A 15,948-nucleotide genomic window follows, 5' to 3' on the forward strand; every position below is an offset into this window, starting at 1 on the left:
AAACAGGAGCGGCGAGCCGTCAGCGCCCGGCAGTATCCGGGCGTTTGAACGGCCAGCGCTCGAACTCGGAAAGCCGCAACCGGTAACGCGCGACGTTACCCAAATAGAGATGGTCCAGATCGGACTGGATCGCATCGACGAAAGAGGACAAGTCTCCCGCGGCCGCCAGGTTCCGCGCGAGCGTTTCGATTTCGCCGCGCGTGCCGGCCAGGCCGCCGCGAATCACCTCCTGCACCACCTGTATCAACGCATTGCGATACTTGAGCCGGAACGCGTCCGGCTCGCCAATCGATTGTCGAATCGCCAGATAGCGTTGACATGACCGCTCGTAGGCCCAGATGAAAACATCGCGCAGCAATTCCACGCGATTGGTTTCGTACACGCCGAGCGTGCCTTCGATATACGCCTTCTCGGGAACGTCGACGAACGACAGCGGACACAGATTCTGCCGAATCAGCGGGATGTTCGCCGTTAGACGCGAGACCCGTTTGTTGACGTCTGCGAAGGGCTGCAAGTACGGCAGGTGCACCATGCCGAAAAAAGCCTGCTCGAACGGATCGTCGATTTGTGCGGCTTTGTTCAGCAGCGCCTCGAAGGATTCCGCGATCTGTTGCGGTACGGCGAGCGGAAAAAATACGGTGCCGCTGATCTCCACTTCGCGCGCGCGCAAACGGCCGCTCGCGAACGGGTCCGACATCAGGTTGTCGGAGAGAATCGCGTGAAGGTTCAGTACAGTGAAGCGATTGAAACCCACCTCGTCGGCGCTCTCGACAATCATCTCGATCGCGGCCTTGTGGTTGAGGATCATCTGCGTTTCCTGAGCGTCCTTGCCTTCGGCGATCTGCCCTTGCTCGATCAGGCGCACGGTATCCAGCCGCGTATAAGTGTTGCCCTCGAGCCGCGACGACGCCCACGACAAATCGATCAGAAGCCTGCTCATGATGTCGCGCGCGTAGGTGCCCGCCGGTCGCACATCCGCCGACGTGCGGCCCCACTCATGCAGGCGTTCGCGCTGAGTCTGGGATAGGTAAGCGTCCTGATTAGGGCGGTAGCGCTCGAGAAACGCGCGGTTGTAGCCGACCGGCCGGCGCTCATGCAGCGGCCTGTTCACCTCTGCGCGAACTTCCAGACCTGCGTTCGACACAGGCACATAGGCTTCGCCTGTAGTGCTTGCGGTTATGAAAGCCTGGGGAGGAGAAACCGCCTCGCTCGAGGCGGAAATCCGCTTATAAGCGACCGCTCGCCCGCCGCCTTCCGACGCGATCCGGCCGGCTTCCAGCAACGCATCGAGGCGGCGTTGCAGCGTGCGGCGCGGCATCGGATGGCGACGCGCGGCGAGTGCCGCGGCGAGCGCGCGGACGCCCCACCCCTCACCGCTTGTAGCGATGAGTTGCTCGATCAGATCCAGTTCCTGTTTGATGCCCTTGCTGTTCATGCGCGCCACCAGAGAGTCGATGTGGCGCGATTAGCGTTATTTGCGCCACTTTTCTCATCACATTGTGGCACAAATAGGGATATTCGTGCCACTTTAATGATTGGAGTGGCACGAATAAGGTTTTTCGCGACAAATTTCAGAAAAAGTGGCGCGAATAGTATATCAACCGGCTAGCGTGTCCGGCCGCCGGGAGGCGACAAGCTGCCCCAGGCGCGGCACTCAAGCATTCCACCTCACCAGCGACCATTGCTGCGCGTCATCGTCCCGGCGCAGCCAGACGATCCCGGCCATTCCCAGCGACCAGTTCAGACAGCGCTCCACCGGCACATCCAGCACCAGCGACGCAATCACGCGAATCACGCCCGCATGCGTGACGACATACGCCGGCGTCAACTCGCGCGTCTGCGCGAATGCCTCGAACCACGCGCGCACCCGCGCGGCGAATTGCGCGACACTCTCGCCGCCATGCGCTCGCGCATGTTCGAAGTTCGCCGCCCACTCGTCGAGCAACGCACGATCGATGGCATCCCAGCGCTGCTGCTCCCAGGCGCCGAAGTTCATTTCCTTCAGGCGGTCGTCGTGACTGAGCGCGCAGCCGAAATCGTTCGCCATTGCAGCGGCGAGGGACGCGCAGCGTGTCAGCGGACTCGACATCAAGACGCGCGGCGGCGGCACCTGCAAGGTCGCGAGTTTCAAGGCCAGCTCGATCGCGGACACCTCTACATCCTCGGCAAGCGCCACGTCGCTATGGCCATAACACACGCCTGCATCGAGCGCGACGGCGGGATGGCGGATCAGGACGATATCCATGCAAGCCCCACGAGGTAGATGCTCAATTCAAAAATCTGTTGCGCAAAGCCCAGGCAGTCGCCGGTGTACCCGCCGATGCGTCTGACGAAATAACGGCCCATAGCAAAACGCAGCGCCGCCAATACAGCGAATGTGACGCACGCGAATCGCCAGTCGGGCCCGTCGCGCCAGCTCGGCCAGAGCAGCCACGGCAAGCCGGACACCGCCGCGCAGATCAACGCGGAACCGCTCAGGCGTTGCGCGACCGGCCTGGCTTTGCCTTCGGCACGCACATAGTCGAGCGTGGCGAGATAGCTGATCGCGCACGCGCGGCTGGCCGCATGCGCCGCAATCATCAGACTTGCCGCGCGCATCGGCGGCATGGCGGCGAGCGCTTGCCACTTCAATGCCAGCGCGATCACAAGCGCGATAGCGCCGAATGCACCGATGCGTGAATCACGCATGATGCGCAGCACGTCGTCACGCGTATAGGCGCCACCGAACGCATCGACGCAATCGGCCAGACCGTCTTCGTGAAACGCGCCGGTGACGAGCAGCGACGCGGCCATCGAGAGCAGCACTGCCACGCCCGCCGGAAACACGCGCAACGCCGCGAGATAGACCAGCGCGCTCAAGCCGCCGATCAGCACGCCCACGAGCGGAAAATAGCGCGCCGCCGCGTTCAGGTAGTGCGGCTCGTAGCCGACCCAGCGCGGCACCGGCACACGCGTGAAATAGCCGAGCGCCGTGAAGAAGTAGCGCAGTTCCGCGAGCGGATTCATGGGCGGGCCGAGCCTGCGATCCGGCGAGGCGGCTTATTGCGAGGCCACCTATCGCAAGGCCACCCATCGCAAGGCCACGTATTGCAAGCTCGCTTAAGCATCGCGATTGGCGACGCCGGCCGATTCGAAGCTCGCCATCTCGTTGACGAACGCAACGGCAGCGCGCAGCAGCGGCACCGCGAGCGCCGCGCCCGTGCCTTCGCCGAGACGCATATCGAGCGACAACAACGGCAGCGCGCCGAAATGGTCGAGCATGCGCCGATGCCCCGCTTCGTTCGACGCATGCGCGAACACGCAATACTCGCGCACGTTGGGCGCGAACGCATCGGCGACCAGCAGCGCCGAAGTCGCGATGAAACCGTCGACGAGGATCGTCATACGCGCTTCGGCGGCAGCGAGATACGCGCCCGCCATCATCGCGATTTCGAAACCGCCGAACGTGGCGAGCACGTCGAGCGGAGCCGCGGAGACAGCGTGGCGCGCGAGCGCCGAGGCAAGCACGTTGCGCTTTTTCGCCAGGCCCGCGTTGTCGAGACCAGTGCCGCGGCCGACGCATTCGTCGATCGGCACGCCGCACAGGCGGCTCATCAAGCACGCAGCCGACGACGTATTCGCAATCCCCATCTCGCCGAAGCCGATCACGTTGCTGCCGAGCGCCGCGTGATGGCGCACGCGAGCGGCGCCCGCTTGCATCGCGGCGAGCGCCTGGTCATGCGTCATCGCCGGTTCGTGCGCGAAGTTGCGGGTGCCGGACGCGACCGGAATGTCGATCAGGCCTTCACTGGACGGCAACGGCGTCGCGATCCCCGCATTGACCACCTCGAGCTCGACGCCGGCGACGCGGCTCAATGCATTGATCGCCGCGCCTCCCGAGAGAAAGTTGGCGACCATCTGCGCGGTCACGGCTTGCGGATAAGGACTCACGCCTTCGTCGGCGATACCGTGGTCGCCGGCGAACACGATCATCGCCGGACGTTCGACCGTAGGACGCGTGGTGCGCTGGATCAGACCCATTTGACGCGCCAGCGTCTCGAGCCGGCCGAGGCTGCCGGGCGGCTTGGTTTTGGTATCGATGATGTGTTGCAGTTCGGCGCGCAACGTTTGATCGAGCGGCTCGACCTCGGGCAATTGCAGCAAACCTGGCAAAGAAGTCATAGACGTTTTTCGGAAGAGAGAATGTTTTTTTGAAACGATTATGAAACGCTTATGAAGCGCTTAGCTTGCCCGCGTGTCATCACCGCCAGGCGATTCGTGACGCGGGCGCGGCGCGGGAATCAACGCCTCATGCTCGCCGTCGCGAATCAGAACCAACGGGTACCCAAATGCACGGCTCGTCAGCGCCGGCGTCAGCACGTCATGCACCGGCCCGGCATAGGCGCCGCCGGCGCCGTCGAGCAGCAGCGCATGCGTCGCGAAGCGGCGCGCCAGATTCAGGTCGTGACACGAAAACATGACTGTACGCCCAGGCTCGCGTGTCCAGGCGGTCAACGCATCGAGGCAATCGATCTGATGATGCAGATCGAGATGCGACAGCGGTTCGTCGAGCAGCAACAACGGCGCCTGCTGGCACAACACCGCGGCCAGCGCGACGCGTTGCCGTTCGCCGCCCGACAGCGACAGCACGTCGCGCGCCGCGAATTCGGCGAGGCCCAGCGCATCCAGCGCGTCATGCGCGGCGGCGCGGTCAGCGGCGCGTTCCCAGCCCCAGCCGGTCAGATGCGGAAAGCGGTTGAGCATCACGATATCGAGCACGCTCGCGCTGAACGCATCGTGCGTGCTCTGCGGCATCAACGCGCGACGCTGTGCGAGCGGCAGCGGTTGCCAGTCGGCGAGACGCGCGCCGTCGAGCTCGACGTGCCCCGCCGCCGGATGCGAGAGGCCGGCGAGCGTCGCGATCAGCGTCGTCTTGCCCGCGCCGTTCGGGCCGGCGACGCACCAGATCTCGCCTGCGTAGAACGTATGCGTGAACGCATCGAGCAGCGTTCGCGAGCCGGCGCGCAACGTCAGGCGTTGCGCGCTGAGCGCGGCATGGGCGGAGTGGCGTGCCTGCATCATCGGCGCCTGCGCAGCAGCATCCACAAAAACACCGGCACGCCGACGATCGAGGTAATCACGCCGACCGGCAATTGCGCCGGCGCAATGACCGTGCGCGCGATCAGGTCCGCGCCCATCACCGCGACACCGCCACCGAGCGCGGCGGCCGGCAACAGCATGCGCTGATCGTTGCCGAACGCGAGCCGCAGCATATGCGGCACCACCAGGCCGACAAAGCCGATGGTGCCCGCTGTCGTCACCGCCGCGGCCGCCGCCAGCGACGCCACCAGATAGACACGCAGGCGCAGCGGCATCACCGCGACGCCGAGCGCCTGCGCGGCCGCATCGCCTCGCAGCAGCACATTGAGCCGCGGCGCAGCGGGCACGATCGCGATCAGCACGACGAAGAGCGCGGCGAGCGCGGCCCATGGCAGTGCGCCGCCGTTGAGGTCGCCGGTCAGCCAGAACAGCATGCCGCGCAGACGATTTTCAGGCGCAAGGTTGAGCAGCAGCGTGATGACTGCGCCCCAGCCGGCCGCGATCACCGCGCCGGTCAGCAGCAAGCGCGGCGACGTGTCCTGCGGCTCGCCCCGCCACAACTCGCGGCGCGCAAGACCGAGCACCAGCAGGATCGACACGAACGCGCCCGCGAACGCGCTGGCATCGACGATCCACCACGCGCAACCGGCGATCATCGCGACCAGCGCAAAAGTCGCCGCACCGCCCGAAACGCCCAACACGTATGGCTCGGCCAGCGGATTGCGCAGCAGCACCTGCAACAGCGCGCCGGCCAACGCGAGCAGCGCGCCGCACGCGAAGCCGGCCAGCGCGCGCGGCAGACGCAATGTCCGCACGATTTCGCCCGCGAGATCCGCCGATGCCGCGGGCGAAGGCACGAGCGCCGCCAGCACGCGCGCGGGCGCGAGCGGCACGCTGCCGAGCGCGAGCGACGCCATCAGCACGATCAGCGCGAGCACGGCGAGCGCGAGCCAGATCGCGGCCGCACGCTTCGCGCTCATGATGGGCATCGCCGTCGCGACCCTCGGACCCGAGCCGCGGTTCATCCGCGCGATCTCACGCAGGCGCGCCCGTCACTGCTGCTGCCAACCGACCGTGACATACGCACCGCGCCGCGGCGAGTTATACGAGTAGGCCGTTTCATAGTCCTTGTTCAACAGGTTCTGGATTTGCGCAGCCACGTACCACGCTTTCGTGATGTCGTAGCGCGCGGACAGATTCACCACACCGTAACCGCCGAGCTTGCCGCTGCTATCGTCGCGCGCGCCGCTGACGATCCACTCGCCGCCGACACGCCACCCCGCAATATTGCGATTCACCGCTAGCGACGCGAAACGCCGCGCACGCCGCACAAGGTCGACATCGCTGTCGAGGTCGACGGGATTTTGCAGCGTCACCGACGCACGCACATCCGTCCTGCCGACATGACCGCTCCACGATCCTTCGAGCCCCTGCACCTTCGCATGACCGACGTTCTCCGCCAGATAGATGCCGGGCGTCACCTGATGGTAGTCGATCAGATTCGAATTGCGCGTCTGGAACGCGCTCAGGCGCATCACGCCCAGCACATTCGACGCATACTGCAACGCTGCTTCGATCGAATGACTGCGCTCCGGCTGGATCGACGGATTGCCGCTGATCGGATAGTACAGATCGTCGAAGCTCGGCGCGCGAAACGCATCCGAATAGCTTGCGCTCACCTTCCAATGCTCGGCGATGTCGAAACCGTAGCCGAGATAGTAACTGTTCGCTGCGCCGAAATCGGAATACTGATCGCGCCGTACGTTGGCCTGAATCTGATTGCGCCCAAAGCGCCCGCTATAGCCGACGAAGCCCGAATTCACATGCCGGTCGGGCGCCGCAAACGTATCCGAATCGAGGCTCTGATCGAGATGCTCGTAGCCGACCTGCAGCTTCTGCTGCGCGGCGAGCGCGAAATCGTTCTGCCATGTGTACTGGCGATTGTCGGTATCGAAGCGGCCGTTGTAGATGCCGTTGGTGTTCGACACGCTGCGATCGTCGCCTTCGGAGACGATGAAGTGGGTGGTCCACCAGCCGGTCACCTTGCCACTGGCGAACGCCGACATCTGCCGCACTTTGGTGTAGAGGTTGTTCAGATCGGTCGGCACGCCGTACGCGTTGTCGTAGCTATTGTTGCCGTTCGACTGGAAATATGTGATGCCTGCGTCCCACTTGTCATTGAACTTGTGGCGCAGCGAGGCGGAGATGCTCTCGTTCAGATAGCCGTTCGGATTCGGATTTGCGTTGGGCGCCTGGGCTGGTTTGAGCGATGAGAAGCCGTCGTCTTTCGAGCGCGCGAGCGAGATGCTGAAGGTGGTCTTGCCGTCTTTGTCCAACGCGCCGTTCACGCCGGCCTGTTGCGTCTGCGTGTGATAACTGCCGTAGCCCACCGAGAAACTGAAACGCGGCGGATGATCGCCGCCGTCTTTCATGAACACCTGCACGACGCCGCCGATCGCGCCCGAGCCGTATGACGCGGACACATTGCCGTTCACCACTTCGACGTGGTCGACCTGATCGAGCGGAATCTGCGCAAGTTGCGGTGCGCCGAGGCTGACCGAATCGACTCGCACACCGTCGATCGACACCAACGATTGGGTGGACGATGCGTGACGAGACGCCCGCGCTTGCTACGAATTTGCGCTGGACGGATCTCTCCCTCTGGCCGGTATCCGGGCTGGCGACACATCGATCCCGCCTTCTCACGCGTGACGCGCAGTGGCACACTCGCATGTTCAGCTTCGAACACGCGATCGGGATCGACTTGCATGACGACATGCGGTCGCTTACCGTTGCGGGGGCAGCGCAGGCTGGCGCGTTCAGGCGAACGTCGCGCCCTGCTTCCCGTTTAACTGCGCGCCCTGTCGAAAAGCACGCGCGGGCACCAAAGTGCGGCCAGTTTAGGAGCGCCCTCGAGGCCCGTCAAGAATGGTTAATCCTTGCTCGATCCGTTCTGTTAAGTGCAGGTTATTGTCCGATGCAGGCGCAGTTTTTCGTCATGAGGCCGATAAAAGCCTGCACAAAGCGAGGTTGTTACGTCTCGAAACGAGACAATTGTCGGAACCTGCGACATTCCGCGCTAAAATGCGATGTCTTTAGAGGACGCAGCACATGCTCACCGAACTCGAATCACTCTCACAAAATATCGGCAAGCTGATTGCGATCAGCCAGCGCCACAATGAAGCGCGGCTCGCGCTCGAAGAGCAGCTCGCCCGAACGCGCGCTGAAGCGGAAGCCACGCGTACCGAACTCGCGTTGCTGCGCGAGGAACGCGATACGCTGCAAGCGGAACGCGACGCGCTGTCGGCAAAGATCGACGACGCACAGGTGCGCCTGAATGCGATTCTCGAAAAACTGCCGCGGGCACGCGCACAGGCCGAGCCTGACAATCAGCTCGATCTGCTCGAACCCGAACAACACGAGGTCGAAGCGGACAGCGCCGCCACCCGCCACGGAGAAAATGCATGACCACGAAGCAGATCGAAGTATCGATTCTCGGCGTGCCGTATCGTCTCGCCTGCTCGCCGGAAACCGAAGCGGCGCTGCTCGAAGCGGTGGCGCGCGTAGACGCTGAAATGTCGAAGATCCGCAATCACAGCAACGTGCGCGGCACGGACCGCATTGCCGTAATGGCTGCGCTGTCGCTGGCATCGGAACTGCTTAAGCTGCAAACGAGCGTGAGACACGGAGAAGCATTTCCCGCTGAGGAAATCCGGCGTACAATGCGTCAAATGAATGAACAGCTAGGTACTGTGATTCAGCAGTACAGCATGCAGTAAGTGTCTAGTGGCCGTGCCTGAGATCGGCCGCGGATTCAAGCGGAGTGCATGAGCAAAGACTCGCGCGAACGTTTGAGTTCCATCGTTTTAGCTTCATCGGTTTAGCTTCCCTGCCTGGTTCGCCAAGGTCATATATTCCTTGAACCAATGCCATGTGCACGGTTGTGGAAATTTGTAGCACGGGTGTGCGCGTCACTCTGTCTGATGTACCCGAAGTGCTGCTAACTGCGACCAATTCTGAACCCCCGGTTCAGGATGCCGGCCTAGCGGCTAAGGCGGGGACCTTATTTAGAACGGCATCGGACTTCGGTTCGGTGCCGTTTTTCTTTGGGCCTCCGGTTTCTTTCGCATCTTCACCTTCTTAAGGTTCAATTCGATTCATGCGCTACTGGCTAATGAAGTCCGAACCGGACGAAGCAAGCATCGACCATCTCGCCAATGCACCGCAACGCACGTTGCCGTGGACCGGCGTGCGCAACTATCAGGCGCGCAATTTCATGCGCGACATGATGCAGGTCGGCGACGCTGTGCTGTTCTATCACTCGAGCTGCCCCGAACCGGGCATCGCGGGGCTCGCCGAGGTGTCGTCCACGGCTTATCCGGATCCGACGCAGTTCGACAGGAAGAGCCCCTACTACGACCCGAAGTCGTCGCCGGAAACGCCGCGCTGGCTGCTCGTCGACGTAGTGTTCAAGAAGAGGATCCCTCTGATTCCGCTTGCCGCGCTGCGCGAGCATGAGGAACTCGCGGACATGCGCGTGCTGGCGAAGGGCAACCGTTTGTCGATCACGCCGGTGACCGAAGCCGAATGGCGTTTCATCACGAAGCGGCTTGTTTGAAGCTGCATTTGTATGTGCGGTACGTTGTCGCTGCCGCGCGTGCAAAGCAGGAGCAAACCGGGACCCAACCTTGAAGCAACGTCAAATTGGGGAACCAAGCCGAGGTTACAAGCGCCTAACGGACTCGCAAATGAACACGCAAACGCCGTGCCATTGCAGCGCGTTTGCTCCAATCGCGCATAACCTGTTCAAGCAAGGAGTCCGGGAATGACAAAAAACACTGCACGTGCCCTCGCACTCGCTCTCGTGTGCGTGGCCCCTGCCGCCCTCGCATTGACGCCGGCCATGGCGCGCGCGCAAGGCGTGACACAGTATCAGCCCTCGGGCGTGCTGTCGCTGAATGCGCAGGCCAGCGCGGAAGTGCCGCAAGACGTCGTCGATATCACACTGTTTTATGAGCAGGAAGCGAGCGATCCGTCGGCACTCACGTCAACGCTAAATCAGCGCGCCGATTCGGCGCTGCAAAAAGCCAAGGGCGTGAATGGCGTGACCGCGCGCACGGGTTCGTTCTCGATCTATCCGTCCACCGATCGCGACGGCCGTATTTCCGCGTGGCGCGGCCGCACGGAAATCGTGCTCGAATCGCACGACTTCGCCGCCGCGTCGAAGCTCGCGGGTCAGATGGCATCGATCATGCAGGTCGGCAACGTGCAATTCTCGCTGTCGCCTGAAGCGCAGCGCGCCGCCGAACAGAAGCTCACCGGCGAAGCGATCAGGTCGTTCCGCGAGCAGGCTTCTTCGTCGGCACAGGCGTTCGGCTACAGCGGCTATTCGATCCGCGAGGTCAACGTCGGGCGCAACGGCATCATGCCGCGTCCGATGATGATGATGAGCGCACGTGCCATGAGCGCCGACGCGAAGGCCTCGGCGCCGGTGCCGATCGAAGGCGGCACGTCCACGGTGACGGTCAATGTGTCAGGTTCGGTGCAGATGAAGTAACGCGTTTTACGCCGCACGTACTACTGCAACAAAAACGCCACGGCATGCCGTGGCGTTTTTTATTGGCTACGATAAAGCGTAGCGTTAGTTCGTGCTGACGCCCGCGCCGCTTCACGGCGCGCATGACCACAGAACCACACAAACGACAAACCGTGGCGATCAGTTCGCGCCGACCGTCTGAGCTGGTTCACGGCGCGCGCGGCGATACGCCCACACCAGTATCACGATGCCCGCGAGAATCATCGGCAGCGAGAGCCACTGGCCCATCGAGAGTCCCATTGCCAGAAGCCCAAGGAAATCGTCCGGTTCGCGCGCGAACTCCACGGTGAAGCGCGCGAGGCCGTAGCCGATCAGGAACACCGCGGAAATCGCGCCCGTCGGCTTCGGTTTGCGCGAGAAAAAGAACAACACGAAGAACAGCGCGACGCCTTCGAGCGCGATCTCATACAGCTCCGACGGATGGCGCGGCAGCATGTGATATTGAGCGAACACTTCGTTCAGATGCCATTGCGCGGCCAGCTGCGGATGCGCGGCGAGCCAAGCGGTGTCATCAGGCGCGGCGCCCGGAAACAGCATCGCCCACGGCGCCGACGGATCGGTCACACGGCCCCACAGCTCGCCGTTGATGAAGTTGCCGAGGCGTCCCGCCGCAAGCCCGGTCGGCACCATCGGCGCGACGAAATCGGTGACTTGCAGCCACGAGCGCTTGCGTTGATACGCGAACAGCACCATCGCCAGCGTCACGCCGAGGAAGCCGCCGTGAAACGACATGCCGCCTTCCCACACCTTGAAGATGTCGAGCGGATGCGCGAAATAAAAACTCGCCTTATAGAACAGCACGTAGCCGAGCCGTCCGCCGAGAATGGTGCCGATCACGCCATAGAACAGCATGTCGTCGATATCTTTGGCGGTCCAGCCTTGCGCGGCGACGTACGGCAAACGCAGCCGCAACCGGCCGACGACGATCGCCGCGATGAACGCGACGAGGTACATCAGTCCGTACCAGCGCACTGCGAGCGGCCCCAGATGAATGGCAACGGGGTCGAAATTCGGGTGAATGAGCATCGTGTTGTTATGGGCAGTTCAGGTTCAGAAGCGGATTTTCCAGTAGCGCGCGGCGTGCGCATCGTGCGGCGCAAGCATTGGACGGTTCGGCGTGAAATGCGTTCGCGGCAGACCTACGTACGCGGTGCGCCATATGGCTCGACGGTGGCCGCATGCGCGCGCACGATCTCGATGAAGCCCGCCAACACCGGGCTCACCTCCGCCGTGCGCCAGACGAGGCCGGTCTCGATCGCCGGCACCGATTCGCTGAGCGGCCGGTACACGACGCCGGTGCGGCGCAGATTACGCAACGATTGCGGCACCAGTGCGACACCCATGCCGGCCGACACGAGGCTCACGATCGTCTGCATCTGAATCGCTTCCTGGCCGACCCGGGGCGCGAGGCCCGCCACGCCGTAGCAATCCATAATGATGTCATAAAAGCCTGGCGCCAAACGTCTCGGGAAGATCACGAGCGGCGCATCGGCGACGTCGCGCAGGCTGATCGGCGTGTCCAGCCATTCTGCTTGCGGGTCTGCGTCAGACCCGGCGTCAGATCCGGCCACACTGCCCAAACGCGCCGCCATCTCCGACGACATCGCGATCACCAGCGGCTCGCGCGCGATCGGCAGCCATGAGAGCTCGGTGGCATGCCGCGACGGCAGCGGCGCGATCACGAGACCCGCATCGATGCGCCCGGCCACCAGTTCGTCGACCTGCACGTCACTGGTCGCCTCGGTCAGCTCGAGCCGCACGCGCGGATGACGCGCGCCGAAATCGCGCAGCAACAGCGGCAGCAGGCCGTAATCCGCAGTGGAGACGAACGCCAGCGACAATACGCCCGCCTCGCCGCGCGCGAGACTCTGCGCCAACGGCCGCAGTCCCTCCGCGCTCGCCAGCAGGCGCTGCACTTCGGGCAGCAGATCGGCGCCCACCGGCGTCAACTCGACCGAGCGCTTGGTCCGCGCGAACAGCTCGACGCCGAGCGTCTCCTCGAGCGCCCGGATGGCCTGCGAGAGCGGCGGCTGCGTCATGGAAAGGCGCGCGGCTGCCCGCCCGAAGTGTTTTTCTTCGGCAACGGTGACGAAATAGCGCAATTGGCGCAGGTCGGGGATAGCAGGCAGCATGATTAATACATTTTACGACCTAATCGAGCCTGAATAATATATTGGACACGCGCTTCGCAAAACTGCATCCTTGCGCAACGCGTCAGAACTACACTGGACTGATGCAGCCGACAGCCCACGTCGGCAAGGCAAAAACCGCAACAAACATTGCCGGAAAACAGCAACCGAACACGCAGTACGGATCAAAACAAAACAGATTGGAGTTCCCCATGGCATACAACCGTCGTTCGAAGAACATCACGCAAGGCGTGGCGCGTTCGCCGAACCGCTCGATGTACTACGCACTCGGCTATCAGAAAGAAGATTTCGACAAGCCGATGATCGGCATCGCCAACGGCCATTCGACCATCACGCCGTGTAACGCCGGCCTGCAGCGTCTGGCCGACGCGGCGGTCGCCGCGGTCAAGGGCGCCGACGCGAATCCGCAGATCTTCGGCACGCCGACCATTTCGGACGGCATGTCGATGGGCACCGAAGGCATGAAGTACTCGCTCGTGTCGCGCGAAGTGATCGCCGACTGCATCGAGACCTGCGTGCAAGGCCAGTGGCTGGACGGCGTGGTCGTGATCGGCGGCTGCGACAAGAACATGCCGGGCGGCATGATCGGCCTCGCGCGCATGAACGTGCCGGGGATCTACGTGTACGGCGGCACGATCCGTCCGGGCAACTGGAAAGGCACCGACCTGACCATCGTGTCGTCGTTCGAAGCCGTGGGCGAATTCACCGCCGGCCGGATGTCGCAGGAAGATTTTGAAGGGGTCGAAAAGAACGCGTGCCCGTCGACGGGTTCGTGCGGCGGCATGTACACCGCCAACACGATGAGCTCGTCGTTCGAAGCGCTCGGCATGTCGCTGCTGTATTCGTCGACCATGGCGAATCCCGATCAGGAAAAGGTCGATTCGGCAGCCGAATCCGCACGCGTGCTGGTCGAAGCGGTCAAGAAGGACCTGAAGCCGCGCGACATCATCACGAAGAAGTCGATCGAAAACGCCGTGGCCGTGATCATGGCGACCGGCGGCTCGACCAACGCGGTGCTGCACTTCCTGGCGATCGCACACGCGGCCGAAGTGGAATGGAGCATTGAAGACTTCGAGCGCATGCGCAAGAAAGTGCCGGTGATCTGTAACCTGAAGCCGTCGGGCCAATACGTGGCGACCGATCTGCACAAGGCCGGCGGCATTCCGCAAGTCATGAAGATCCTGCTCGACGCAGGTCTGCTGCACGGCGATTGCATCACCATCACCGGCAAGACGATCGCTGAAGAACTGAAGGACGTGCCGAGCAAGCCGCGCGCGGACCAGCAGGTGATTTTCCCGATCGAGCAGGCGCTGTACAAGGAAGGCCACCTCGCAATCCTGAAGGGCAACCTGGCCGAAGACGGCGCCGTCGCCAAGATCACCGGCCTGAAGAACCCGGTCATCACCGGCCCGGCTCGCGTGTTCGACGACGAGCAAAGCGCGCTGGAAGCCATTCTGGCCGACAACATCAAGGCTGGCGACGTCGTGGTGCTGCGTTACCTCGGCCCGAAGGGCGGCCCCGGCATGCCGGAAATGCTGGCGCCCACGTCGGCGATCATCGGCAAGGGTCTGGGCGAAACCGTCGGCCTCATCACCGACGGCCGTTTCTCGGGCGGCACGTGGGGCATGGTGGTCGGCCACGTCGCGCCGGAAGCGTTCGTGGGCGGCACGATCGCATTCGTGCAGGAAGGCGATTCGATCACCATCGACGCTCACAAGCTGCTCCTGCAACTGAACATCGACGACGCCGAACTGGCACGCCGCCGCGCCGCATGGCAACAGCCGAAGCCGCGTTACACGCGCGGTGTGCTGGCGAAGTACTCCGCGCTGGCGCTGCCTGCCAACAAGGGCGCGGTGACGGGCTGAACGTGCATTGAGGACGCGCAGACTCGCCTCGATTCGAGGCGGCTCGGCGCTACGAAAAGCGCTGCATAGCGTTTCGTAAGAGCGCAAAAGGGGCGCACGGAAAACCGTGCGCCCCTTTCCTTTTATAATGCCTGCACCACGAGTCGGGCACCTGCACCGACGGAGACCAGAATGAAATCAATGTCGTATGCGGCGTTTGCGGCGGCCGGCGTGTTGGCCGCCGCGTCGGGCGTGGGCAGTTCGGCTCACGCGGAGGCCGCTCAGGGCCTCGCGCTTGCCCAGCAGCAGAACTGCATGAGCTGTCACTCGGTGACGCGTCCATTCATGGGACCGGCACTTCACGATGTCGCCGCGAAATATGCCGGACGCGAAGATGCCGCTACGTATCTGAAGCACAAGATCATAGACGGCAGCACGGGCGTGTGGGGCGCGGTGCCGATGCCCGCGAATACGCAGCTCACGCCCGATCAGGCGGCCATGCTGGCGAGCTGGGTGATGACACTCAAATGAAGACACTCAAATGAAGGCGCTCGAATAGCGGCGCCCGGATAAAGATACGCCGCCTCCCCCGCTTACGCGCCGCCCGAGCGCCGCGCGATCTCTTCTTCAACCGCTTCGCGCACCCAGCCGGTCATCTCCGTTTCAAGCGCCAGCGCCACTTCACGCGTGATCTGGTTGACGAGCCATGCAGTGTGTTCCTGCAACGCTTCGCGGCAGCGCGCTTCGATGATGCCGCGCCCTTCTCCCGACAGAAATCCCGCGAACCGTCCGCGCAGACGTTCGGCGATCACGTCGGCATCCAGACTCTGCTGGGCAGGCGCCGGCGCCTCATGAGCGATATCCGGCGGCACGATCGCGCCCGCTTCGGCCGGCGCAAGCGGCTCAGTCCGATCGAACACGCCCGCTGACGGCGCAAGCTCCGGTTCCTGCCCGTGCCGCGAATCCCCATGCGGGTGGGCCTTCGAGCGTTTTTTTGGATGCGCATGAGCCGGTTCAGGCTCGTGGGCAGGCTCCGGCGCAAAGGCCGGTTCTTTTGCGGTGACAGGTTCAGACACCGGCTGCGCCGCCGGCGCAGCCTCCGCGCCCGGCTCGTGGCGCGCCTGAGCACGATCGCCCGGTACGAGAATCTCGTGCAGAACCGGGATCGAATTGTCGTTGGGATCGGACACGCTCACCCTCCGTGTTTGAGTCGAAGCTGAAGCAGGGCCGCGTGCGCGCCGAATCCGGCACGACAGGAAAGGACGCCGCGCGACGCGGA

15 protein-coding genes, 1 other RNA gene, 1 pseudogene and 1 riboswitch are annotated in these 15,948 nt (G+C 63.4%); of the genes and pseudogenes, 7 read left to right on the forward strand and 10 right to left on the reverse strand.

The genetic code is table 11. The annotated features are described in order from the left end of the window. Positions 1-19: 19 nt before the first annotated feature. From AC3WLT_RS06565 to AC3WLT_RS06595, 7 genes and pseudogenes are all read right to left on the reverse strand, one after another. Positions 20-1,435, reverse strand: a complete 1,416-nt coding sequence (locus AC3WLT_RS06565) for a Fic family protein (RefSeq protein WP_492591094.1) — start codon at positions 1,433-1,435, stop codon at positions 20-22. A 219-nt stretch (positions 1,436-1,654) separates the two neighbouring features. Then, positions 1,655-2,245, reverse strand: a complete 591-nt coding sequence (gene cobC / locus AC3WLT_RS06570) for an alpha-ribazole phosphatase (RefSeq protein ID WP_492591095.1) — start codon at positions 2,243-2,245, stop codon at positions 1,655-1,657. Continuing rightward, a complete protein-coding gene (locus tag AC3WLT_RS06575; protein ID WP_492591096.1) occupies positions 2,230-3,006 on the reverse strand; it encodes an adenosylcobinamide-GDP ribazoletransferase in 777 nt (258 codons plus the stop codon). The genes cobC and AC3WLT_RS06575 overlap by 16 nt, the downstream gene beginning before the upstream one ends. 93 nt (positions 3,007-3,099) lie before the next feature. Continuing rightward, the gene (gene cobT, locus AC3WLT_RS06580) at positions 3,100-4,161 is read right to left on the reverse strand and encodes a nicotinate-nucleotide--dimethylbenzimidazole phosphoribosyltransferase (RefSeq protein ID WP_492591097.1); all 1,062 of its coding nucleotides are present in this window, start codon (positions 4,159-4,161) and stop codon (positions 3,100-3,102) included. A 60-nt stretch (positions 4,162-4,221) separates the two neighbouring features. Beyond that, positions 4,222-5,061 (reverse strand): ABC transporter ATP-binding protein, encoded by an 840-nt coding sequence (locus tag AC3WLT_RS06585; RefSeq protein WP_492591098.1) that lies wholly within the window; start codon positions 5,059-5,061, stop codon positions 4,222-4,224. Next, complete coding sequence (locus AC3WLT_RS06590; protein ID WP_492591099.1) at positions 5,058-6,104, reverse strand: FecCD family ABC transporter permease; 1,047 nt, start codon at positions 6,102-6,104, stop codon at positions 5,058-5,060. The genes AC3WLT_RS06585 and AC3WLT_RS06590 overlap by 4 nt, the downstream gene beginning before the upstream one ends. Positions 6,105-6,131: 27 nt before the next feature. Continuing rightward, a pseudogene (locus AC3WLT_RS06595) lies at positions 6,132-7,694 on the reverse strand (TonB-dependent receptor domain-containing protein); the annotation flags it as partial. A 31-nt stretch (positions 7,695-7,725) separates the two neighbouring features. Then, positions 7,726-7,983: riboswitch (cobalamin riboswitch) on the reverse strand. Positions 7,984-8,190: 207 nt separating this feature from the next. On the opposite strand from AC3WLT_RS06595, the gene AC3WLT_RS06600 reads away from it, so the two are divergent. The 5 genes from AC3WLT_RS06600 (at position 8,191) to AC3WLT_RS06620 (ending at position 10,636) form a co-directional block, all read left to right on the forward strand. Then, positions 8,191-8,547 (forward strand): ATPase, encoded by a 357-nt coding sequence (locus AC3WLT_RS06600; protein WP_492591100.1) that lies wholly within the window; start codon positions 8,191-8,193, stop codon positions 8,545-8,547. Continuing rightward, on the forward strand, positions 8,544-8,858 hold the full coding sequence (locus tag AC3WLT_RS06605; RefSeq protein ID WP_492591101.1) for a cell division protein ZapA: 315 nt from the start codon (positions 8,544-8,546) through the stop codon (positions 8,856-8,858). The genes AC3WLT_RS06600 and AC3WLT_RS06605 overlap by 4 nt, the downstream gene beginning before the upstream one ends. 104 nt (positions 8,859-8,962) lie before the next feature. Next, a non-coding RNA gene (ssrS, locus tag AC3WLT_RS06610) (6S RNA) lies at positions 8,963-9,144 on the forward strand. 94 nt (positions 9,145-9,238) lie between these two features. Beyond that, positions 9,239-9,697 (forward strand): EVE domain-containing protein, encoded by a 459-nt coding sequence (locus tag AC3WLT_RS06615; protein WP_492591102.1) that lies wholly within the window; start codon positions 9,239-9,241, stop codon positions 9,695-9,697. A 207-nt stretch (positions 9,698-9,904) separates the two neighbouring features. Continuing rightward, entirely contained in the window at positions 9,905-10,636 is a 732-nt protein-coding gene (locus AC3WLT_RS06620) for an SIMPL domain-containing protein (protein WP_492591103.1), read from the forward strand. 159 nt (positions 10,637-10,795) lie between these two features. Here AC3WLT_RS06620 and lgt read toward each other — a convergent pair whose 3' ends face one another. Then, the gene (gene lgt, locus AC3WLT_RS06625; protein ID WP_492591104.1) at positions 10,796-11,701 is read right to left on the reverse strand and encodes a prolipoprotein diacylglyceryl transferase; all 906 of its coding nucleotides are present in this window, start codon (positions 11,699-11,701) and stop codon (positions 10,796-10,798) included. A gap of 113 nt (positions 11,702-11,814) precedes the next feature. Continuing rightward, positions 11,815-12,807 (reverse strand): LysR family transcriptional regulator, encoded by a 993-nt coding sequence (locus AC3WLT_RS06630; RefSeq protein ID WP_492591105.1) that lies wholly within the window; start codon positions 12,805-12,807, stop codon positions 11,815-11,817. A gap of 209 nt (positions 12,808-13,016) precedes the next feature. On the opposite strand from AC3WLT_RS06630, the gene ilvD reads away from it, so the two are divergent. Next, positions 13,017-14,690: a dihydroxy-acid dehydratase gene (ilvD, locus tag AC3WLT_RS06635; protein ID WP_492591106.1), complete on the forward strand. Its 1,674-nt coding sequence runs from the start codon at positions 13,017-13,019 to the stop codon at positions 14,688-14,690. 171 nt (positions 14,691-14,861) lie between these two features. Continuing rightward, the gene (locus tag AC3WLT_RS06640; protein ID WP_492591107.1) at positions 14,862-15,200 is read left to right on the forward strand and encodes a c-type cytochrome; all 339 of its coding nucleotides are present in this window, start codon (positions 14,862-14,864) and stop codon (positions 15,198-15,200) included. 62 nt (positions 15,201-15,262) lie between these two features. On the opposite strand, the gene AC3WLT_RS06645 is transcribed toward AC3WLT_RS06640, so the two are convergent. Next, the gene (locus AC3WLT_RS06645; RefSeq protein ID WP_492591108.1) at positions 15,263-15,859 is read right to left on the reverse strand and encodes a DUF2486 family protein; all 597 of its coding nucleotides are present in this window, start codon (positions 15,857-15,859) and stop codon (positions 15,263-15,265) included. Between the last annotated feature and the right edge of the window lie 89 nt (positions 15,860-15,948).

This window comes from Paraburkholderia sp. FW306-2-2C-D06C (genome assembly GCF_058781505.1).